Genomic DNA, 21,558 nt, shown 5'->3' with positions numbered 1-21,558 from the left:
GAGGAAAGATTCAAGCTTCAAGCTTCAAGCTACAAGCCGCAAGTGGGGAGCGCGGTGCTTGCAGCTTGAAGCTTGCAGCTAGCAGCTAAGGTCTACTCAGCCAATTTGTAAGCGATTACGTAATCACCCATCTTGGTGCCCAGCGAGCCGTGACCACCGGCGGTCACCAGCACGTACTGCTTGCCGTCCTTGCCGGTGTAGGTCATCGGCGTGGCCTGGCCACCGGCCGGCAGGCGCGATTTCCACAGCTCCTTGCCGGTGTTGGTGTCATAGGCACGCAGGTACTGGTCCAGGGTGCCGCTGAGGAAGCCCAGGCCGCCAGCGGTGACGATCGAGCCGCCCATGCTTGGCACGCCAATCGGCAGGCCGATCGGGATCGGCGAGCTGTCACGGCTGGTGCCGTTTTTGTGCTTCCACACCACCTGGTTGGTGGTCAGGTCGATGCCGGCCACGTAGCCCCAGGCTGGCGCCTGGCATGGCACGCCCAGAGGCGACATGAACGGGTGCATGATCACCGCGTAGGGTGCGCCGGTGTTCGGCTGCACACCGCTGGTTTCGCTCTCGCGCTTGCTGCCGGCGGCGACGTCGGCGCGCGGCACCATCTTCGAGACGAAGGCCATGTAGTTCGGGCTGGTGAACAGCAACTGACGCACCGGGTCGACCGAGACGCTGCCCCAGTTGAACACGCCGACGTTACCCGGGTAGACCAGGCTGCCCTGTAGCGATGGCGGGGTGTACTGGCCTTCGTAGCGCAGTTCGCGGAACTGGATGCGGCAGAGCATCTGGTCGAACGGGCTGGCGCCCCACATGGCCTGTTCGGTCAGCTCCGGGCCGAGCAGGTTGAGGTCCGAGCGGGCCTGGGTTGGCGCGGTGCGGTCGCCTTCGACGGCACCTTGTGGTACCGGGATTTCGCGGATCGGTACGATCGGCGTACCGTCGCGACGGTCGAGCACGTACAGGCTGCCCTGCTTGGTCGGGGCGATCAGCGCAGGCTTCACGCCGTCGGCGGTTTTCAGATCAAGCAGGGTTGGCTGGCTGCCGACGTCCATGTCCCACAGGTCGTGGTGGGTGAACTGGTAGTTCCAGCGTACCTTGCCGTTGGCCAGGTCCAGGGCGACGATACCGGCGCTGTACTTCTCGGCGCCCGGGGTGCGGTCAGCGCCCCACTGGTCCGGGGTCTGGTTGCCCAGCGGCAGGAAGACCATGCCCAGCTTCTCGTCGACACTGGCCAGCGACCACATGTTTGCCGAGTTGCGGCTGTAGGTCTTGCCGGGTGCCAGCGGTGCGGTGTCGTCGGGGTTGTTGCTGTCCCAGTTCCACACCAGGCGACCGTCGTGCACGTCGTAGGCGCGGATCACGCCGGACGGTTCGTTGGTCGACTCGTTGTCGGTAACATGGCCGCCGATGATTACCAGTTCGCGGGTGATCGCAGCAGGCGAGGTGGAGTAGTAACCGCCAGCAGTGAACGGGCCGATGCCGGTGGTGAGGTCGATCACACCCTGGTTGCCGAAACCTTCACAGACCTTGCCAGTGTCGGCGTTCAGGGCGATCAGGCGGGCGTCGGCGGTCGGCAGGTAAAGGCGGCGCGGGCAGGCGACGGCAACGGCCTGGCCGGCGTCGCTGATTTTGGGGGCCGGGCTGCCGTCGGCATTGACGTAGTTGTTCTCGTCGTAATACGACACACCACGGCAGGTCATGTGGGCGAAGCCCTTGAAGCCTACCGGGCTCTTGATCTGCGGGTCGAAACGCCAGATCTCCGCACCGGTGTCCGGGTCCAGGGCCAGCACCTTGCTGTGGGCGGTGCAGGCATACAGCTTGCCGTTGACCTTCAGCGGGGTGTTCTGGTTGGTCAGCTCGACCGGGTCGTTGTCGGTTGGCAGGTCGCCAGTGCGGATGCGCCAGGCTTCCTGTAGCTTGTGCACGTTCTGCGGGGTGATCTGGCGCAGCGGCGAGTAGCGGTCGCCGAATTCGGTGCGGCCATAGGCCTGCCACTCGCCATCAGGCATTTGCGGCGCGGTGCTGCTCATCTCGGCGCTTTCGCGGCCCAGCTCGCCCTTGACTTCACCCGGGTGGGTGAACTGGCTGGCCACCGCCGTGGCACCGGACAGCGCCACGGCCAGGCTCAGCAGGCCGATGTTGGCCTTGGACGGGTTGCCCAGCAGTGGGCGGCGCGCCCACGGCAGCAGCAACACTACGCCCAGGGCGAACCACAGGGCCAGGCGCGGGACCAGTTGCCACCAGTCCAGGCCCACTTCCCACAATGCCCACAGGGTGCTGCCCAGCAGCACCAGGCCATACAGACCCAGGGCGTTGCGGCGCAGGGCCAGCAGCAGGATGCCGGACAGGGCGAAACCGATACCGGCGATCAGGTAATACAGCGAACCGCCCAACTGGCTCAGTTTGATACCGCCAGCCAGCAGGGCCAGGCCCATCAGCAACAGCAGCACACCGATCAGTCGCGGCAGCCAGCGGGTTCTACTCAAGGCACCATCAGTGCTCATCGTGTGTTCTCCGTTAGGTGAAAAGGGGGGTTAGAAACTGCTCTGGATCTTGATCCCGCCGATCAGTGCGTCATTGACCTGGCTCACGCCACCGGGATGGCGGATGTACTGCAGGTTCGGGCGCACGGTCAGCCAGTCGGCCAGGTGGATGCCGTAATACAGCTCGGCGCTGTACTCGGTGTCCTGGATCGGACGGAACAGGGGATCGTTGTAGTCGCTGACGCCGCGGGCCTGATTGATGGCCTGGGCATTCTTGCGGTAGGCAGGGTTGACGTGCACGCGTGCCAGGGCGAAACCGATGTCGTCCTTGGCGCGGGCATCGAAGGGCCCCTTGTACACCACACCTGCCTGAACATAGTTGTCGATGGCATTGGTCTTCTTGTCGTGCAGCGTGGCGTTGGCGAATACGCTCAACCCTCGCGAGTGGTCTGATGCCAGCGACGTCACCTGTTGCTGGGCACCGAGCCAGAAGCCGTGCTTGCTCGAACTGCTGCGATAAGCCTGGCCGCTCAGTGCTGCCGGTTGTTCGTTGCTGTCCTTGTAGACATCGCTTGCCTTGGCATTACTGTAGTAGTAACCGGCGCGATATTCCCCTTTCAGGCCGTTAACCGCCGGGCTCCAGACCAGTTCGACCGGAATCACCGCGCCCTGGGTACCGCTGCCGCTGAGCTTGAAACCGTTGCCGCGATCGAGGTTGGAGGGGTTCTGCTCATAGGCGCCGATTTGCGCGTACAGCTCTGGGGTCAGGTTGTACTTGACCCGCAGCGCCCACTGGCTGACTGGCCAGTTGTACCAGATGTCACCGACCCAGTTGCCCACCTGGGAGCCGCAGAACGCCAGGTTCTGAAAGTCGCACGGGAAGCTGTTGAAGTCCTCGCCCTGGCCGAAACGGCCGAATTTCACATCCAGCGCGCCGTCGAAATACTTCTGCTTGATCCACATCTGGGTCAGCCGCCAGGTCTGGCCACGGCCCCAGATTTCCTGGGCCGAGGTAAAGCCACCGACCCGTGGGTCATTGATGCGGTCGTTGCTGATGTTGTCGCCGTGGCGCTGGGTAACGGTCAACTGAAACTCGGCGTCGTGCCAGCCGAGGATCTTCTGCAGGTCCAGGTGGCTGCCGAGGGCGAACTGGCCGCTGTAGCGCGCGGTTTCGTCATCGTCGTAGCCACCATGCAGGTTGGCGCCCATCTCGCCGGTGTAACCGAGGGTGAAGTCGTAGCCGCGTTCAGCCAGCTCCGTGCGGGTGCCGCCCCAGTCGCCAAGCATCCATGGCGAGTCGCTGGCGAACATCGCCGCGGCCTGGGCGCAAGGCGCGAGGCTGGCGATGGCCAGACCCGAAAGCAGTGTCCGGGTGGCGGGGGAAAAGCGGAAACGATCATTCTGAGGCATGAGATAGCGCTATCTTTTGATTATTGAAAAAACGGCAAGGCCACCGAGTTCCGAGGATCATCGGCGATAAGGCTGCAGGGAAATAAACTGAAGCGGTTCAGCTTGCGGCGGGGAGGATATAGCTGAACTTGTAAGAAAAAAAGTCAATTCAGCAAGAGTCACCGTTGCCGGATCGGTAACAGTCCGGCTGAGGCAGGTGACACTGATCCCTTGTGGGAGCAACTGTCTTGATCAGGCTGTTTGCACTCGCCAAGGGGTATTGTCCCGCAGCATTGCATTCAGCCTGACGATCAGCACCCGCATACAGGCTACGAGGGCTACCTTGGCGCACTTGCCACGCTCCCGAAGTGCTTCGTAGCGTGCTTTAAATTCCGTGTTGTGACGGATGATGATCCAGCTCGACATGTACAGCACTCGCCTTACATGCGCCCGACCACCCCATATCTGGCGGTGCCCTCGATGGCTACCGCTATAGTTGTTGTAAGGCGCTACGCCCACCAGCGCGGCGATTTGACGGCGGTCCAACTGCCCCAGTTCAGGCAGTGAGGCGAGCAGATTTGCGGCGGTTACCCGACCGATTCCGCTCACCGCCAACAACTGACGCGCCCTGGTATCGTCAAGTTGCACCATCGCCTGGTCAATTTCTTCGTCGAGGCGTTTGATCAGCACTTTCAGCTGCTCTATATGCTCATCGAAGTGGGCCATCACTGTTGCCGAGCGACATTGCTGGCGACGCCGCTTGTAGTCATCACGGCTCTGCACAAATTGGGCGCGCTGCTTCACCAACTCGCGCAGCTCTTCGCGTTCAGGGCTGACCGGTTGGCCTTGAGGGGCGCTGAGGTGTGCAGCGAAGTCCGTAAGGACTTCGGCGTCGATCTTGTCGGTTTTGGCTTTTTTACCCATGGCATCGGCGAATTTCCGCGCACGGGCCGGGTTGATGCAGATGGTTTCCAGTCCTGCTGAGGCCAGGGCGATCAACACATCTTTCTCGTAGCCGCCGGTCGCTTCGATCAGCACTCGACTGATCTTGAAGTCCTTCAGACGCTCAAGCAACGCCTCGAAGCCTGCGGAGTTGTTGGCCACTTCGAAGCGGATTTTCTGAGGTTTGATGCAGATTTCCAAAGTGGCTTTGGCAGTGTCGATTCCAACAGAAGACAACATGGCTGAACCCTCTTACACTCAGTTGTGAGAGCGCTCTGGCTTGGCCCACGCTTGTGATTCGAGAGGCGCTCAATCAACTGTTCGGGCTCGGGCCAGAGTGGAGAGGTGAATGGCAGCTTTGCTCCCACACGTGCTTTAAGCACTACCGGCGTACAGCTTGCCATTCACCGCTCTCACTTCTGATTCTATTCCTACCTCAAGACACAAGCCGGCTTTGCCGGCGATGAGGCTGGCACAATCAGCACATCAGGCGCTGACTGGGCGCAGACCAATACGACCAATCGCCGGCAAGGCCGGCTCCCTCGGGATGGGTGTTGACTTAGAAGGTGGTACGCAGGCCAACCTCGACACTACGCCCTGGTGCCGGGGCGATGTCGCGCAGGATCGAGCTTGAGTAGCGCACGGTCTGGTCAGTGAGGTTCTCGCCGCGGACAAAGGCCAGCCACTGGCTCTGGCCGATGTCGAAGCGGTAACCCACGCTGGCGCCGAGGGTGGTGTAACCGTCGGTGCTGGTCTCATTGGCCGGTTTTTTGTGCTGGGCGCTGGCGTGTTGCACATCCACCCGTGCCTGCCAGCGGTCCAGTTCCCACAGCAGGCCGCTGTTCAGGCGCAGCGGGGCGATGCGCGGCAGGTCTTCGCCAGTGTCGAGGTTCTTGGCCCGGGTGTAGTCGCCGGACAGTTCCAGAGCAAAGCTGCCGTAGCGGTTTTGCGCCAATTGCCAGCGGTCCTGGGCCTCGATGCCGTAGAAGCGCGCGCGAACCCCGTGGTAGAGGTATTCGGGCACATCGCCGCCGTGGTCATGATCATGGTCGTGATCGTGCTCTTCATCGCCGTGATCATGGTCGTGGTCATGGCCTTCGCGCAGGTTGCCGCTGGCCAGCAGGCCGATGTAGTTGCGGAAATGACTGTAGAACACGCCGACGCTGCCCTTGTGCGTGCCATTGTCGAAGCGCAAGGCCAGGTCGCTGGAGATGGCTTTCTCCTTGCTCAGGTTCGGATCGCCGACCTCGTAGGTGCCGGTGGCGACGTGGGCGCCGTTGGCGTACAGCTCATAGAAGGTCGGTGCGCGCTCGGTGTAGCCCAAGGTTGCGGCCAGGGACCAGACCGGGGTCAGCTCGTAGACTGCGCCAGACGACAGGCTGGCGGCGGTGAAGCTGCTCGAGCGATCGGCCTCGGCAAAGCGCTCGCTGCCCTTGCTGTCGGGTTCGACCCGGGTGTGTTCCAGGCGTCCGCCCAGGCTCAGGTTCAGGCGTTCGGTGGCTTGCCACTGCTCGAGCATGAACAGCGCCAGGCTGTTGGTGTCGGTCTGCGGTACAAAGGCTTCTTCGCCGAGGGCGGAAAACTCGTTGCGGCTGACCTGGGCGCCAATCACCCCTTCGACCGGCCCCAACGGTTGGTGCCGGGCCTCGACCCGCGCCTCGTAGCCCTTGTTCTTGAACGTGGTGTGCACCTCGCCGCTCTCAAGCTCGCGGTGCTGGTAGTCGGTGTAGCCGAGGTCGACCTTCACCGAACTGAACGGGCCGTCGAGGTCGCGCAGTTCCGAGGCGAAGCCGTAATGATCTTGCTGCATGTCCAGGCGTACGCCCGGCTCGGCCACCGAACCGTAATTGGAGTCGTAGCGGCTGTAGGAAAGGCCGGCGTAGCCGTGATCCCAATGATAGGAACCGCCCAGCGCGCCACCGTCCTGGCGACCGTCGCTGTTTTCCAGGCGATGCTTGCTGCCCGGTTCGTCGGCGTCGCGCACTTTCGAGCTGCGGGCGTAACCGGGAATACGCAGGTCATTGAACTGGCGGCTGTTGGCGTCCAGGTGCAGGGCGAAGCGGCCGTCACCCGCTTCCAGCTTGCCGGCGCTGCTGCGGGTGGTGTCGGCGCCGCCGTAGCGCAACTCACCGGCACCGTGAATGCCGTCGATGGGCGAGGTCGGGATGCGGTTGTCGAAGCTGTTGACTACCCCGCCAATGGCGTTGCCACCGTAGAGCAGGGCCGCCGGGCCGCGGACGATTTCGATGCGTTCAACGGTGGCCGGGTCCAGCGGCACGGCGTGGTCATAGGACAGCGACGAAGCATCCAGAGCGCCGACGCCGTTGCGCAGGATGCGGATCCGGTCGCCGTCCAGGCCGCGGATCACCGGGCGGCTGGCGCCGGGGCCGAACCAGGTCGAGGCAACACCGGGCTGGTTGTTCAGGGTCTGGCCGAGGCTGCCTTTCTGTTGCAGGGTCAGGTCGTCGCCGTCGAGCACGGTGCTGGGCGCGGCCAGTTCACTGTTACCCAACGGGTTGGCGGTGATCACCTGAGGTTGCAGCTCGACGGCTTGGCTCAAGGGTGAGGCCAGCCAGAGCGCGGCGGCGAGGGGGGAGAGGCGCAGGGGTAAGTGACGCATGGAGGGAAGGGGTCCTTGGCAGTGTTATAGTATTGATACAGTATAACATTACCGTTAAAGATAAAACGCCCATGCGCTGGCTAGAGCCTTTGCCCACACTAGAATGTCTGTAAGCAGCACCTTGAATGCGAAAAGTCTGAAGACTTGCAGCCGTGCCTCGGCTAAGGTGCGCACCTTTCGTTGGCTGGAGCACAGGCATGACCGCCGCTAATCAGAACCCGCTGCATGGCGTGACCCTGGAGCAGATCCTTACCGCGCTGGTAGCGCACTACCAATGGGACGGCCTGGCTCAGCGCATCGATATCCGCTGCTTCAAGAGCGACCCGAGCATCAAGTCGAGCCTGACCTTTTTGCGCAAGACGCCCTGGGCCCGGGAGAAGGTCGAGCGCCTGTACCTGAAAATGCAACGCGGCCGCTGAGCCGGTGAGCCGGCGCAGGCTGTTCATCGCCCTGGCCGCGTGCCTGGGCTGGAGCGCGCTGGCGATCCAGATGTACCTGCTGTTGCTGGCGCGCTGGCAAGAGCAGGCCAGCTTGCTGGGCGGCCTGGTGACGTTGTTCAGTTTTTTCACCGTGCTCAGCAACACCCTGGTCGCCGTAGTGCTCAGTCACGCGGCATTCGGCCGCGACTCGCCGCTACGCCGCTTTTTTCTCGCGCCCTGGATCAGTTCCGGGATTGCCGCGAGCATTATTCTCGTGGGCCTCGCCTACAGCCTGTTGTTGCGTCACCTGTGGCACCCGCAGGGCTGGCAATGGCTGGCGGACGAGCTGCTGCACGACGTCATGCCGCTGCTGTTCGTGGCTTATTGGTGGTGTTGTGTAGAAAAGGGCAGCCTGCGTTTCAGGCATCTGCTGGCCTGGCTGCTGTACCCGGCGGGGTATTTTGCCTACACGCTGCTGCGTGGGCATGTGATAGGGGTCTATCCCTACCCGTTCATCGATGTTGCCGAATTGGGTTACGCGCAGGTGCTGCTCAATGCGCTGTCGATCCTGGGCGGATTTGTCGCCATCAGCCTGCTGTTGCTCGGCCTCGATCATTGGCAGGGCGGGCGCCTGGCCAAGGCCAGGACGCAACCCTGAGGTAGCCTGTTACTCGTCGTCGTGCGGGTCGAGGCGCCAGTAGGCGACAGCCTTGATCAGCTCTTCCTTCACGCCTTTTTCATCGACCAGCAAACGCTTGGCCTGGCGCGTCAGCGATTTCTCCAGAGCGACCCAGGTGTACAACTGACCGCCTGGCAGCGACAGCCCCTTGATGACCTCAAGCAAGGCCTGCTGGTGGCGTTGCACCCAGATGACCTCGACTTGCGCTGCGCTCGGCAGCGGTTGTTGTTCCCGGGCATCTTCGATTTCTATCAGCGCCAGTACCTTGCGCCCGGCCGGCAACTCTTCCAGGCGTCGGGCAATGGCCGGGATGGCGGTTTCATCACCGATCAGCAGGTAGCTGTCGAAGATGTCCGGGACCACCATCGATGCACGAGGCCCGGCGATGTTGAGTACCTGGCCGACCTGCGCCTGGGCCGCCCAGGTCGAGGCAGGGCCGTCGCCGTGCAGGACAAAGTCGATATCCATTTCGCCGTTCGTCAGATCAATGCGCCGTGGCGTGTATTCGCGCATGGTCGGGCGCACGCCATCGCGGCTGAAATCGAGGTTGTCGAGCGCAGCCTGCTCTTGTTCCGAGCAGGCAAACATCAACTTGACGTGATCGTCGCTACCGACGCTGGTAAAGCCTTGCAGCTCCGGCCCGCCGACGGTGATGCGGCGCATGCGCGGGGTCAGCTCGGTGACCCGCAGCACGTTCAGGCGACGGTGTTTGATCTCGTGGTTGACGCGGTGAATGGTGGTGTTTTCGCTAACAGTCATTCGGCTTTCTCCGTTGAGGTCGCAATAGGCCCTGCGACGATGGCTTTGGCGGTGTCGTTCAGTAGCGTACGGACCCGCTCGATTTCCGTTGGGTTCCAGCGCCCGCTATGCATTTGCAGGGCATGACGCAGGTTGTGCACGGCTTCGTGGATTTCTGCCGGGCGATCGTGGCCACGCAACGAGCGTTTGCTGACTTCAATGCGCATGCGCACGCCGTCCAGGGCAATAGCTTGGTCCGCGAGGGATTTCTGGCCCGCTGCAGTGATGCCGTAAAGACGCTTGCTGCCTTGGGTTTTGCCGCTGATCAGCTCGGCTTCTTCCAGAAAATTAAGGGTCGGGTAGATCACCCCGGGGCTGGGGCTGTAGCTGCCATCGAAAAGGGTTTCGATCTGGCGGATCAGGTCATAGCCATGGCAAGGCTGCTCGGCCAGCATCGACAACAGCAGCAATTTCAGGTCGCCGGGGGCAAAGACGCGGGGGCCGCGGTCGCCACGTTCGCGGCCGTGACGACGCTCGAAGCCGTCGTGCCGCTCGCCATGCTCGCGGTGATGGGAATGATGGTCACGCATTGGGTGTCTCCGTTTGGGTTAGATGTATCTTCAGATATTACTCAAGATATATCTTAAATCAAGCGGGAGAATAGGAATATTTCTCATGAAGTAAAGGCGGTAACCGGAAAAACGCGTAGGAACTCTTAAGGTTTTTCTTACAGAACTCTCGGATTGCCTTGATCTACACGCGCGGAAGTCATCCCTAAGATTCGCCACGTTTTCTTCATCCGTGAGTATTTCACCGTGGCACCTTCCATTTTTTTCATCGGGCTGCTCTGGGGCCTGTCATTTTTTGCCCAGGCCAATTTCTCGCTTACCCAGACTGCACGTGAGCACAGTGTGCGGCATGAGCTGGACACCAACCTCGATCGTCTGGTCGAGCGTGCACACCAACTGATCGGCGTGCCCTATCGCTGGGGCGGCATGTCGGTAAAGGGCGGGTTCGATTGCAGCGGCCTGCTGGTCTACCTGTTTCGCCATGAGGCCGATATCAAGATACCGCGCACCACGACGGCCATGCTCCAGTCCGCTGCCCAGACCATCAGGCAGAGCCAGCTCAAGCGCGGTGATGCAGTATTCTTCAATCGCAACGGCCAGGGCCGGATCGGCCACGTTGGCCTGTATATCGGCGAAGGGCGTTTCATCCACGCCCCCCGCGCCGGCAAGAACATCCGTATCGATTCGCTGCGCAACAGCTACTGGAGCAAAAGCTTCATGACTGCCAAGCGCTTTCACGGTGGCTAGCGCTGCACCATCCGCGGTGGTTTGCACAGGGTGTGACTGCCAGGCTCCAGGTACGGCATCAGGAGCGGCGCCATGCCTTTGAGCACCTGCACCGGCAGCGCCGAGGTAAAGCGGAAGGATTCCGCCGCTCTGCCGGGCACGAAGGCGGTGAGGGTGCCGAAGTGGTTTTCGCCGAGGAAAAACACAAAGGTCGCGGTGCGGTTCAACGAGCGTGAGCCAATCAGCCGTCCGCCGGCACCGAAGCTTTCGATGCGGTTGTCACCGGTGCCGGTCTTGCCGCCCATCACCAGCGGGGTGCCGTCGGCCAGTTTGAAGCTGCCCGACACCCGCCGCGCGGTACCGGCATCCACCACTTGCGAGAGGGCGCCGCGCAGAGCCCGGGCGACTTCTACCGAGAGCACCCGTTGGCCGAGGTCGGGGTCGCTGGTCAAGCGGGTTTCGTAAGGGGTATCGGCAGCAAAGTGCAGGGTATCGATGCGCAGCACCGGCAGGCGCACGCCATCGTTCTGGATGATGCCGATCAACTCGGCGAGGGCTGCCGGACGGTCGCCGGAGCTGCCGATGGCTGTGGCCAGCGATGGCACCAGGTGGTCAAAGGGGTAGCCGACGCGTTTCCAGCGTTGATGGATATCGAGGAAGGCTTCGATCTCCACCAGGGTGCGAATGCGGCTGTCGCGCGCACCCTTGTGTCGGCTTTTGAACAGCCAGCCATAGACTTCCTGGCGCTCGAAGTGGCTGGCATCGGCCGCTTGCTGGAAGGTGGCGCTGGGGTGTTGCAGCAGGTAGCCGAGCAGCCACAAATCCAACGGATGGACCTTGGCGATAAAGCCCTGGTCGGGCAGGTCGTAAGCGCCGGGCCGGTAGGCTTCGTACAGATCTTGCAGACGTTTCTCGGTAACGGTGTTCTGCTTGGTGGCCGGGGTCTTGTTTTCGATCCGGTCTTTTTTCAGGTGCGCCTGGACGAAGGCGTTGAAGGTGGCCTGGTCGGCCTCCGGAAACAGGTAACGGTGCACCGCGGCCAAGCGGATCGGCGTGACCCGCAGGCTGTCGAGGAAGGTATCCAGACGCTGTTGCGACGTTTTGCGCTGGTACTTCTTCCAGAACCTGCGCATGTAATCGGTGCCTTCCTTGTCGGCAAAGCGTGCCAGGTATTCCTGGCGGCGCGGCTCGGCATCGTCCTTGAGCAGGCTGGCGCTATTACCCGGCTGCTGATAGGTGCTGTAACGCACCAGGTCGCGCATCAGACGAATGAACGGCAGGTTGATCGATTCACGCAGGGCGTCCTTGAGCGTCGGAATGCGGCCGTTGTCTTCCTTGCGAAAGTTGTTGAACACATGCAGGCCACCGCCGGTGAAAAAGGCTTCGCCGGGGCTGGCGGAGTACTTGCGCTCCAGCGCGGCGTTGAGCATGGCGCTGAGGTCGCGGTCCTTGTTCTGGATCAGGTAGTCGATGGCCCAGCGAGTGATGAAGTCCAATTCGGCCACCGGGACTTTCTTAAGCTCCGCAGCCGGGGTGTTGGCGTACTTGTCGTGCAGTTCGCCGATGATTTCCAGGTAGCTGGTCAGTACCCGCAGCTTGGCGGTCGAGCCCAGTTCCAGCTTGCTGCCTTCGTTGATGTCGAACGGTTGGTCGGTGCTGTCGGTCTGCACCCGCACCCTTGAGCCGTCGGCGGTGCGCTCGAGCAGGGTGAAGCTGTAGCGCACCTGGGTGGTACTGGTCGGGGTCAACAGGCGTTCGCCGAACAGGCCCATTTTTTCTGCAAAGGCCGGGTCGGCCAGGTCTTTCAGGTACTGACTGACCTGGCCCTGCAAGTCCGATTGCAGGGTGCTGGTGGCCGACAGATCGAGACGGTCCAGGTCGTACAGCGGTCGGCCGAGGGCCGAAGACAGACGGCTGCGGGCAACGCTGATGCCCTTGTTGGTGACGATCGGCTGAATGGTCGGCTGGGCCACCCAGTCGCGGTAAATGGTCTTGCTGGCCAGGGCGGCATCGGCCAATGGCTTGTCGATGATGTTGCTGGCCGAGAGGACGCGGATATGGCTGTCGGTCAGCAGCGCCAGCTCGGCACGGCCCTTGGATAAAAAGTGCGAGGGCCGGCGCTGGGCGATCATCAGCGACAGCACCTGGCGCAGGGCCAGACCACGGGCAGCCAGGCTTTGCGGATCACTTGCGGTGGACGACAGAGCCTGGTTGACCTGAGCAAAATCGGCGCCGTACCAGACCCGCAGGCCTTCGGCCATGCCATGCACTTCACCATGCCCGGGTACCGCCGACAGCGGCACGCTGTTGAGGTAATCGCGCACGATGCGCTGGCGTGCTTCCAGTGTCTGCGGGCCGCCTTGATAAGCGCGCACGCTGGCGGAAATCATCTGGCGGATCTTCTCGCTCCCCGAGGCCGTCAGGCCGTCGGGCGAATGCCGGTACTTTTCCAACTGGGTCGCCAGGGTGCTGCCGCCCGCCGACTGGCCGGGCAGGGCCAGGTACTTGGCGACCTGGGTGTAGGCCGCCTTGGCAAAGCGCGGCCAATCCACGGCAGGGTTGTTCAGCGGGTCGTTGGGATCAAGCAGGTCGCGGTTCTCGATGAACAGCAGGCTGTGGACGATGATGGGTGGAATCGAGGCGAAGTCCGGGTACAGGTATTGCGGATAGTGGAACTGATACAGCGCATCGCCTTTGCAGTCGGTGATCGACAGACCGGCCTGGATCTTCTCGGCGTACGGTACGAAAAAACCGTGGTCAACATAGTCCATAAGCGCAGGCGAAAAGCGCGTCTGCTCGTTGATCACGTAGTCACGCTTCAGCAGGCGCGGTAGGAATTCACCCAGTGAGCTGTAGCCCAGGCGCTTGTCGAACGGGCCGTCGCCGGGGTAGCGGATGGCATCGCTGGGGCCTGGCTGCATGGAATAACTGAGGGTCGCGGCAAATTGGCTGAATTCCCGTGATTGCAGGCGCGAGGTGTGCATTTCGGCGGTGGCGGCATACCCCAGGGCGATCAGGGCGAGCAGCAGCACCAACCACAACAGCCGCCACCACAGACGGCGCTGGCGTGGGCTTTTCGGCAATGGCGAAGGATCGAGGTGTTCAGAGGGAGTTTCCGTACTGTCTGTTTCCGATTGCCACAATGCGCCCATAGTCTTCAGCTCGGCTACGTATTTTCGTCTTGCTTGCCTGAAGCTTAGACGGTGGCCGGGTTTGGTGAAAAATTTGTAGTCATATGGCAGTGATTTCCCAAAACCGTGTCAGAAATGCGCCTTTGGTGGAGCTTGAATTGCCCCGTTTTGGTGCTATGTTAGCCGCCTTGTTTCCTGCAGTGGTAAAAAGCACGGGGAATGCCCCTCCGTAGAAGCGGTTTTTGCCGAGAGTTCTCGCCAAATAACGGGCTTTATATAGTGAAATACCCTGCAGGGGCCTTTCTATACTGCTCGCCCCTTTCGCTCTGCCGGTTTGCACACCCGGCAGACGGGGCCGCTCACAAGGCGGTGCCCGGCGAGGCAGCGCATCCAGCCTATCGGCGGTGCCAGGCCTGCACGAATGGTCATATCCAATAACAAAATGAGGTTGTATTTCTATGCCAGTCGGCAACCACCCTTCTCATGGTGAGACCGCCCAAGGCGGCCCACTCAAGCGAGAACTCGGCGAACGCCACATTCGCCTGATGGCGCTGGGCGCCTGTATCGGTGTCGGCCTGTTCCTGGGTTCGGCCAAGGCCATCGAAATGGCCGGGCCAGCTATCATGCTGTCCTACATCATCGGCGGCCTGGCGATCCTGGTGATCATGCGCGCCCTTGGCGAAATGGCCGTGCACAACCCGGTAGCCGGCTCCTTCAGCCGCTACGCCCAAGACTACCTCGGCCCGTTGGCGGGTTTCCTCACCGGCTGGAACTACTGGTTCCTGTGGCTGGTGACCTGCGTGGCGGAAATCACCGCAGTGGCCATCTACATGGGCATCTGGTTCCCGGAAGTGCCGCGCTGGATCTGGGCCCTGGCAGCCCTGGGCAGCATGGGCGCGATCAACCTGATCGCGGTCAAGGCCTTTGGTGAGTTCGAGTTCTGGTTCGCCCTGATCAAGATCGTCACCATCATCGCCATGGTGTTGGGTGGCGTCGGCATCATCGCCTTCGGTTTTGGCAACGACGGCGTGGCCATGGGCATCTCCAACCTCTGGAGCAACGGTGGCTTCATGCCCAATGGCGTGACCGGCGTGCTGATGTCGCTGCAAATGGTGATGTTCGCCTACCTGGGCGTCGAGATGATCGGCCTGACCGCCGGTGAAGCGCGCAACCCGCAAAAGACCATTCCGCAGGCCATCGGCTCGGTGTTCTGGCGCATCCTGCTGTTCTACGTCGGTGCATTGTTCGTGATCCTGTCGATCTACCCGTGGAACGAAATCGGCAGCCAGGGCAGCCCGTTCGTGATGACCTTCGAGCGTCTGGGCATCAAGACCGCTGCGGGTATCATCAACTTCGTGGTGATCACCGCTGCGCTGTCGTCATGCAACGGCGGCATCTTCAGCACCGGGCGCATGCTTTATAGCCTGGCGCAGAACGGTCAGGCGCCGGCCACCTTCGCTCGTACCTCGAGCAACGGCGTACCGCGCAATGCCCTGCTGCTGTCGATCGCAGCCTTGCTGCTGGGCGTGCTGGCCAACTACCTGGTACCAGAGAAAGTCTTCGTCTGGGTCACTGCCATTGCCACCTTCGGTGCGATCTGGACCTGGGTGATGATCCTGCTGGCCCAGCTGAAGTTCCGCGCCGGCCTGAGCAACGCCGAGCGTGCAGCCCTGAAATACCGCATGTGGCTGTGGCCGCTGAGCTCCTACCTGGCGCTGGCGTTCCTGATCCTGGTGGTCGGCCTGATGGCTTATTTCGAGGAAACCCGCGTGGCCCTGTACATCGGCCCGGCGTTCCTGGTAATGCTGACGGTGCTGTTCTACGTGTTCAAGCTGTCACCAAGCACCATGGAGCAGCGTGCCGCAGGTTCGGCGTCCTGATCTTCCCGCGATAAGTGAAAAGCCCGTATCTATGGATACGGGCTTTTTTTTTGCCTGCGTTATCAGGTGGCAACCGCACGCATCGGCTGGGTCAGGCGTTTATTGAAGTCCAGCCAGGCACCGAGCAGGGCCATGATCGCGACGCCCACCAGCGCGGTGAAGATCTGCATGGCAAAGGCATCGCCGGCCATGGCATTGATCATGTCCGCCAAGGGCGCCAGCAGTACCCCCAGGCAAAACACTTCAAGCGAGTAGCGGCCCATGCGGCAGGTTTGCTGCGCCAGCCAGTTCTGCGTCCAGCCGCTGCCCGGCAGCAGCTTGGCCGTGACGTAGGCCAGGGCCAGGAAGTGCAGCAGGCGCACCGGCGACAGATCGGTCTTGCTGATCGGGTAGAGCAGGGTGTTGAGACTGGCCGGCATCAGTGCATCGTGAAGCTCTGGCCAGCGCCAGGACAGGGTAACGATGCCAGCCGCCAGCGAATAGGCGGCTGCCGCCAGAAACAGCGGTTGGCGCCGCAACGGCCGGGTTTGCGGCGGCCGAGCCCGTTGCCCGTAAAGCGCCGCGGCGCCGCCGAGCACAAACAGGAACTGCCAGGTAACCGGGTTGAAGTACCACACGCCATCGGAAAAATTCGCCAGGTTCCAGCCGAGTCCGGGTGCCACCAGGTACACCGCCATCGACACACCAACCACGGCCAGGGTGTTGCGCATCAGCAGCGGCAGCAGCAGAGACAAACCGGCCAGCAGCACGATGTACAGCGGTAGCGGGTCCATCAGGTTGGGTTTGAAGCGCAGCAACAGCTCGTCTGTCAGCGCTTGCTGGGGGTTGGTGATGAAATGCACCAGGCCCATTTCCTCAACCAGGTCGCGGGTCTGCACGTGGCTGTTGGCAAAGAACACGATGCCCATCAGCATCGCCAGCAGAAAGATATGCACCACATACAGCACCCAGGTACGCCGCAGGATCTTCACGCAGGCGATCAGGTAACCGTCTCGCTGCAGGACTTTGCCATAGGCCAGTACTGCGGCGTAGCCGGCGAGAAATACGAAGACTTCAGCGGCATCGCTAAAGCCGATGTTACGCAGGGTGACCTGGCCTAAAGGGTTGTGGGGGACGTGATCCCAGAAAATGAAGATCAACGCCAGGCCTCGAAAAAAATCGATGCGCGGGTCGCGTCCGTTAAACATGGCAGCGGGCTCTTGAACAGTGGGTTTAGTAATGACCGGCGGACGACGGCAATCGCTCGCGCCGCACCTCGGGCGGGGGGCAGGGTGGCGGTAATCGTTGGCAATTGCAAAGGGGGCTTATTACTGAATGTCTCTATTCGCCCGTTGCGCGGCAGACCGTTGATCGAAAATCACCCGTACCTGTCAGTTTGGGTAGTAGACGAATTTCGGCTTACGTGGCCTGCTTGGATTCAGCCGCAACAGCCATCGAGGCGCGACGCGCAATGGCCAACGTATGGAAAGGATTTTCCACCTATGCCGTGATCGGTATTGCCAATACCCTGGTCCATTGGCAGCTTTTTTTCGTGCTCAGGGTAGCGTTCGAGTTCAGCCAGGCCTTGAGTAATTTTCTGGCGTTTTGCGTGGCGGCGACGCTGTCCTTTTACGTCAATGCCCTCTACACCTTCGTCGTCCCGCCCTCGATCGGGCGCTATCTGTTGTTCATGTCCTGCCTGGGAGGTGTCAGCCTGGCAGTGGGGTGGCTGGGCGACCACTGGCGGCTGCACGGGATGATCACAGTCGTGAGCTTTTCCCTGATCAGCCTGACCTGCGGCTTCTTGCTGTCCAAGTGGGTGGTCTTTCACAGGTCCGAGCCATGAAGGTTTCACTGATCGTGCCAGTGTTCAACGAAGAGCAGGCCGTCAGCCTGTTTTACCAGGCGGTGCGTCAGGAGACCTCGTTGCAAGCCCACTGCATCGAAATCGTGTTCATCAACGATGGCAGCAGCGACGGCACGGCTGAAGTCGCCCGCTCCATCGCCCTGGCCGACAGTGACGTGGTGTTGATCAACTTCTCGCGTAACTTCGGCAAGGAACCGGCCCTGTTCGCCGGCCTGGAATATGCCAGCGGCGATGCCGTGGTACCCATGGATGTCGACCTGCAAGATCCGGTTGAAGTGATATCGCAACTGATCGAGCAATGGTGCAAGGGCGCTGATGTGGTATTGGCCAAACGCCGGGATCGCTCCAGCGATGGTTACCTGAAACGCCGCAGTGCCTCGCTGTTCTATCGCCTGCTCAATCGCATCGCCTATACCCATATAGAAGAAAACGTCGGCGATTTCCGCTTGATGGACCGCAAGGTGGTGGACGTAATCAAGACCCTGCCAGAACAGCAACTGTTCATGAAGGGCGTGCTGTCGTGGGCAGGGTTCAACGTTGCCATTGTTGAATACGACCGTGCGCCGAGGGCTGTGGGCCGCAGCAAGTTCAACGCTTGGCGGCTATGGAACCTGGCGCTGGACGGCATTACCTCGTTCAGCACCTTGCCCTTGCGCCTGTGGAGTTACCTCGGCGCGTGCATCTCGTTGCTGGCGTTGCTGTATGCCGGTTACCTGGTGCTGGACAAGATCCTGTTTGGCAATGATGTGCCCGGGTATCCGTCCTTGATGACAGCCATTCTGTTCCTCGGCGGGGTGCAACTGATCGGCATCGGCATATTGGGGGAATACATCGGCCGAATTTACATGGAGGCCAAACATCGGCCCCGCTACGTGGTGAAAGAGATCGTGAAGGCCAATGTCACGACCTATCGAAAGGAGACCAAGCGTGCAGGGGAATGAGCGGGCGTTAAGTCAGAGCCACGTGCTGTTGTTTTTTGTCGTTCTGTCCTTTGTTTACGTGTTCCCCATTGTTCGCGCCGATTATGCCTATGTGGATGATAATTGGCGGGCATTGCTCCAGGCTCAGGACGCCTGGCGCAACCAAGGCAGGATCTTGCTTGAGGGTCTGTACCGGGCGCTGACCTTCAGCGAGGCAACGATCAATATTTTCCCGCTGCCCTTGTTGATCAGCGTTTTTGCCCTGGCCTTGGCGATGGCGCGCCTGACCTTCTGGCTGTTTCCGCGTCCCGGGATTACCAGCTGCCTGGTGATCCTGCCGGTGTTATGCAACCCGTTTTTCCTCGGCAACCTGACCTACCAATATGATGGTCCAGGGATGGCGCTGGCGCTGGTCGCGGTCATTTGTGCAATCACCTGCCGGATTGAGCGGCGCTCTGTTCGCGGGTTGCTGGCGGCCCTGTTGATTGCCGTCGCGCTGAGCCTCTATCAGTTGACCATCAGCCTGTTTATCGGCTTGTGTATTGTCGAGTATGTCCGTGGCGTAAAAGACAAGGTTGCGGTCCAGGCATTGCTGGTGACGCTCGTGGAGCGTGTCGTGCAATTGATAGTCGGCGGCCTCATCTATTTTTTTACCGCTTACCAACTGGCTATCGATACGCGGGGCAACCACCTGCCTTTTGATCAGCAGTGGTTCGAAGTGGTGTGGCAGAAGTTCTGCTTCTCCATGCAGATGCTGGGCTTGCTGACAGCGTCTGCCGGCAATGGAGTCGCGGTTGCCCTGCTACTGGGCGCAAGTGCCGGGTTTGTTTTGCTGATGAGCAATATCCCTCAGATGCAAGGGCGGCTATCAGGCAAGCTTGGTGTTGCACTGCTTTACCTGCTCGGCCTGGTGGTGCTGGTCTGCAGCGTGCCGGGCATGATGCTGTTTGTCGCCGAGCCCAACCTTGAGGCCAGAAACTTCATCGGCTTTGCGGCAGTCCTGGTGTTGCTGTTTTTTCTCAATCACGAGTTGTTTGGGCGGGTCTGGCCGGGATTGCGCTGGTTGTTGATCATGCCAACGCTGTTCATGTTTGCATTCAGCTATGCCTACGGTCAGGTCATCATTGCCAAGAAAGAGCTCGAGTCAGCCATGGCGCATTACATTGCCAATGACCTGGTATCGCGAAGTGAGCTACGCAGCGTAACCAAGTACTACTACCTGAGGGCGCCCGGTGACGGTAACTGGTTGCCTAGAGGTCACGGCGCCATGACCCAAATGCCGCTCCTGAGATACATTCTGAGTGGCTCCAACTCAGTGTTGCACGCTCAATTTTTCCCGCGCTTGGGGATCAACAATGTCATCGGCGGTGAGCATTCGGTCTTTGCTCAACTGGCGGCGTCAGGACGCGTGGGGGCACCGTTGGTGGACAACAGGTTTTATTCGATCTACGTGGCCGGTGCGCAGGGCTTCATTGTCATGAAGCCCATACAGGAAGATGAAAACTACAATCAGCACTGGCCCGCTGTCCCCTAGCGCATTGCCGGTCCTCAGGCCGCAGCCACCTCCTGTGGCTCGAAACTGTCCGCCCGGGCCATCTGCCACATCCGCGAATAGAATTCGCCATTGACCTCGCCGCTGAGCAATTCCCCCGGTTTGAGGAACACGTGCATCTGCGAGAACAGCTTGATCTCGGTGGCCGAGATGCGCCGCACCAGGTGCTTGGCTTCCAGTTGCGAGGGGTGATCGAGGCCGGCGGCGGCGAGCATTTCGGCCAGGGCCTTGAGGGTGTTGTGGTGGAAGTTGAGCACCCGCTGGGCCTTGTCGGGTACCACCAGGGCGCGCTGGCGCAGCGGGTCCTGGGTGGCGACGCCGGTCGGGCATTTGTTGGTGTGGCAGCTTTGCGACTGGATGCAGCCGATGGCAAACATGAAGCCACGCGCCGAGTTGGCCCAGTCGGCGCCGATGGCCAGGACGCTGGCGATGTCGAAGGCGCTGACGATCTTGCCGCTGGCGCCAAGCTTGATCTTGTCGCGCAAATTCAGACCCACCAGGGTGTTGTGCACGAACAGCAGGCCTTCGCGCAGCGGCACGCCGATATGGTCGGTGAACTCGACCGGCGCGGCACCGGTGCCGCCTTCCTTGCCGTCGACGACGATGAAGTCGGGGAGGATGCCGGTTTCCAGCATGGCCTTGGCAATACCCATGAACTCCCACGGGTGACCGAGGCAGAACTTGAAGCCCACCGGCTTGCCGCCGGACAGCTCGCGCAACTGGGCGATGAACTGCATCATCTCGATCGGGGTGGAAAAGGCGCTGTGACGCGACGGCGAGATGCAGTCTTCACCCATCATCACCCCGCGGGTTTCGGCGATCTCGCGGGTGACCTTGTGCTTGGGCAGGATGCCGCCATGGCCGGGTTTGGCGCCCTGGCTCATCTTGATCTCGATCATCCGCACCTGCGGGTTGCGCGCTTGTTCGGCGAAGCGCTCGGGGTCAAAGCGCCCGTCCGAGGTGCGGCAGCCGAAGTAGCCGCTGCCCAGCTCCCAGGTCAGGTCGCCGCCGTGTTCGCGGTGATAGGGGCTGATGCTGCCCTCACCGGTGTCGTGAGCGAAGTTGCCCAGCTTGGCGCCCTGGTTCAGGGCGCGAATGGCATTGGCGCTGAGCGAACCGAAGCTCATGGCCGAGATGTTGAACACCGACGCCGAGTATGGCTGTGTGCACTGCGGGCCGCCGACGCTCACCCGAAAGCTCGACGGGTCGCTCAGCGGCGCCGGGCGCATGGAGTGGCCGATGAACTCGAAACCGGACTGATAGACATCGATCAGGGTGCCGAAGGGTTTGTCCGATGCTTCGTTCTTGGCCCGCGCATACACCAGTGAGCGCTGTGCCCGGGAAAACGGCAGGGCATCGCTATCGGCTTCCAGCAGGTATTGGCGGATTTCCGGGCGAATGCCTTCGACCAGGTAGCGAATGTTGCCCAGGATCGGGTAGTTGCGCCGTACCGCGTGACGGCTTTGCAGCAGGTCGCCCAGGCCAATCAGGCTGAGCACGGCGGTCACCAGGGTGAACGGCCACAGCCATTCGTGGTGGAGGAAGGGCAGGCTGGCCAGGGTGAACAGCACACAGGCAGCGAAGAAGGCGTAGCGGCTGAGAAGTGACAGGCTCATACGGTTTCCTTGCGATGGCACGGTCAGGCTCAGGGCCTGGACAAACCCCGA

General features: G+C 61.4%; 16 protein-coding genes. 7 read left to right on the top strand and 9 right to left on the bottom strand.

Going from position 1 to position 21,558, the window contains the following annotated elements; translation table 11 throughout:
- Positions 1 to 92: 92 nt before the first annotated feature.
- From PspR32_RS20345 to PspR32_RS20330, 4 genes are all read right to left on the bottom strand, one after another.
- On the bottom strand, positions 93 to 2,501 hold the full coding sequence (locus PspR32_RS20345) for a glucose/quinate/shikimate family membrane-bound PQQ-dependent dehydrogenase (protein WP_010220995.1): 2,409 nt from the start codon (positions 2,499 to 2,501) through the stop codon (positions 93 to 95).
- A 30-nt stretch (positions 2,502 to 2,531) separates the two neighbouring features.
- Positions 2,532 to 3,890: a carbohydrate porin gene (locus PspR32_RS20340; RefSeq protein WP_159389084.1), complete on the bottom strand. Its 1,359-nt coding sequence runs from the start codon at positions 3,888 to 3,890 to the stop codon at positions 2,532 to 2,534.
- 231 nt (positions 3,891 to 4,121) lie between these two features.
- The gene (locus PspR32_RS20335; protein ID WP_159389083.1) at positions 4,122 to 5,051 is read right to left on the bottom strand and encodes an IS110 family transposase; all 930 of its coding nucleotides are present in this window, start codon (positions 5,049 to 5,051) and stop codon (positions 4,122 to 4,124) included.
- A gap of 319 nt (positions 5,052 to 5,370) precedes the next feature.
- Entirely contained in the window at positions 5,371 to 7,431 is a 2,061-nt protein-coding gene (locus tag PspR32_RS20330; RefSeq protein ID WP_100782823.1) for a TonB-dependent receptor, read from the bottom strand.
- Between the two features lie 197 nt (positions 7,432 to 7,628).
- Here PspR32_RS20330 and PspR32_RS20325 point away from each other — a divergent pair, with 197 nt between their 5' ends.
- On the top strand, positions 7,629 to 7,850 hold the full coding sequence (locus PspR32_RS20325; protein ID WP_010220998.1) for a VF530 family DNA-binding protein: 222 nt from the start codon (positions 7,629 to 7,631) through the stop codon (positions 7,848 to 7,850).
- A 4-nt stretch (positions 7,851 to 7,854) separates the two neighbouring features.
- The gene (locus tag PspR32_RS20320) at positions 7,855 to 8,508 is read left to right on the top strand and encodes a Pr6Pr family membrane protein (protein WP_010220999.1); all 654 of its coding nucleotides are present in this window, start codon (positions 7,855 to 7,857) and stop codon (positions 8,506 to 8,508) included.
- A gap of 9 nt (positions 8,509 to 8,517) precedes the next feature.
- Here the strand turns inward: PspR32_RS20320 and PspR32_RS20315 are convergent, their stop codons facing one another.
- On the bottom strand, positions 8,518 to 9,288 hold the full coding sequence (locus tag PspR32_RS20315; RefSeq protein WP_010221000.1) for a siderophore-interacting protein: 771 nt from the start codon (positions 9,286 to 9,288) through the stop codon (positions 8,518 to 8,520).
- Positions 9,285 to 9,857, bottom strand: a complete 573-nt coding sequence (locus PspR32_RS20310) for a PadR family transcriptional regulator (protein ID WP_010221001.1) — start codon at positions 9,855 to 9,857, stop codon at positions 9,285 to 9,287. Before PspR32_RS20310 ends, PspR32_RS20315 begins: the two co-directional genes overlap by 4 nt.
- Positions 9,858 to 10,082: 225 nt before the next feature.
- Between PspR32_RS20310 and PspR32_RS20305 the strand changes: the two genes are divergently transcribed.
- Positions 10,083 to 10,583, top strand: coding sequence for a C40 family peptidase (locus PspR32_RS20305; RefSeq protein WP_159389082.1), 501 nt, complete (start codon positions 10,083 to 10,085; stop codon positions 10,581 to 10,583).
- Here the strand turns inward: PspR32_RS20305 and PspR32_RS20300 are convergent.
- Positions 10,580 to 13,714, bottom strand: coding sequence for a transglycosylase domain-containing protein (locus PspR32_RS20300; protein WP_159389081.1), 3,135 nt, complete (start codon positions 13,712 to 13,714; stop codon positions 10,580 to 10,582). The two genes, PspR32_RS20305 and PspR32_RS20300, sit on opposite strands and share 4 nt — an antisense overlap.
- 437 nt (positions 13,715 to 14,151) lie before the next feature.
- Here PspR32_RS20300 and PspR32_RS20295 point away from each other — a divergent pair, with 437 nt between their 5' ends.
- Positions 14,152 to 15,573, top strand: a complete 1,422-nt coding sequence (locus PspR32_RS20295) for an amino acid permease (protein WP_010221004.1) — start codon at positions 14,152 to 14,154, stop codon at positions 15,571 to 15,573.
- Between the two features lie 62 nt (positions 15,574 to 15,635).
- Here the strand turns inward: PspR32_RS20295 and PspR32_RS20290 are convergent, their stop codons facing one another.
- The gene (locus PspR32_RS20290) at positions 15,636 to 16,760 is read right to left on the bottom strand and encodes an OpgC family protein (RefSeq protein ID WP_036996666.1); all 1,125 of its coding nucleotides are present in this window, start codon (positions 16,758 to 16,760) and stop codon (positions 15,636 to 15,638) included.
- 263 nt (positions 16,761 to 17,023) lie between these two features.
- Between PspR32_RS20290 and PspR32_RS20285 the strand changes: the two genes are divergently transcribed.
- The 3 genes from PspR32_RS20285 to PspR32_RS20275 are packed head-to-tail and all read left to right on the top strand — an operon-like array spanning position 17,024 to position 19,873.
- Complete coding sequence (locus PspR32_RS20285) at positions 17,024 to 17,398, top strand: GtrA family protein (protein ID WP_100782826.1); 375 nt, start codon at positions 17,024 to 17,026, stop codon at positions 17,396 to 17,398.
- Positions 17,395 to 18,360, top strand: a complete 966-nt coding sequence (locus PspR32_RS20280; protein ID WP_010221007.1) for a glycosyltransferase family 2 protein — start codon at positions 17,395 to 17,397, stop codon at positions 18,358 to 18,360. The genes PspR32_RS20285 and PspR32_RS20280 overlap by 4 nt, the downstream gene beginning before the upstream one ends.
- Entirely contained in the window at positions 18,347 to 19,873 is a 1,527-nt protein-coding gene (locus PspR32_RS20275) for a glucosyltransferase domain-containing protein (protein WP_232531765.1), read from the top strand. Before PspR32_RS20280 ends, PspR32_RS20275 begins: the two co-directional genes overlap by 14 nt.
- A gap of 14 nt (positions 19,874 to 19,887) precedes the next feature.
- Here PspR32_RS20275 and PspR32_RS20270 read toward each other — a convergent pair whose 3' ends face one another.
- Positions 19,888 to 21,507: an FMN-binding glutamate synthase family protein gene (locus tag PspR32_RS20270; RefSeq protein WP_036996665.1), complete on the bottom strand. Its 1,620-nt coding sequence runs from the start codon at positions 21,505 to 21,507 to the stop codon at positions 19,888 to 19,890.
- Between the last annotated feature and the right edge of the window lie 51 nt (positions 21,508 to 21,558).

Source organism: Pseudomonas sp. R32 (genome assembly GCF_009866705.1).
Classification (GTDB): domain Bacteria; phylum Pseudomonadota; class Gammaproteobacteria; order Pseudomonadales; family Pseudomonadaceae; genus Aquipseudomonas; species Aquipseudomonas donghuensis.
The sequence above is the reverse complement of the archived record's forward strand: the minus strand, read 5'-3'. Positions and strand labels throughout refer to the sequence as shown.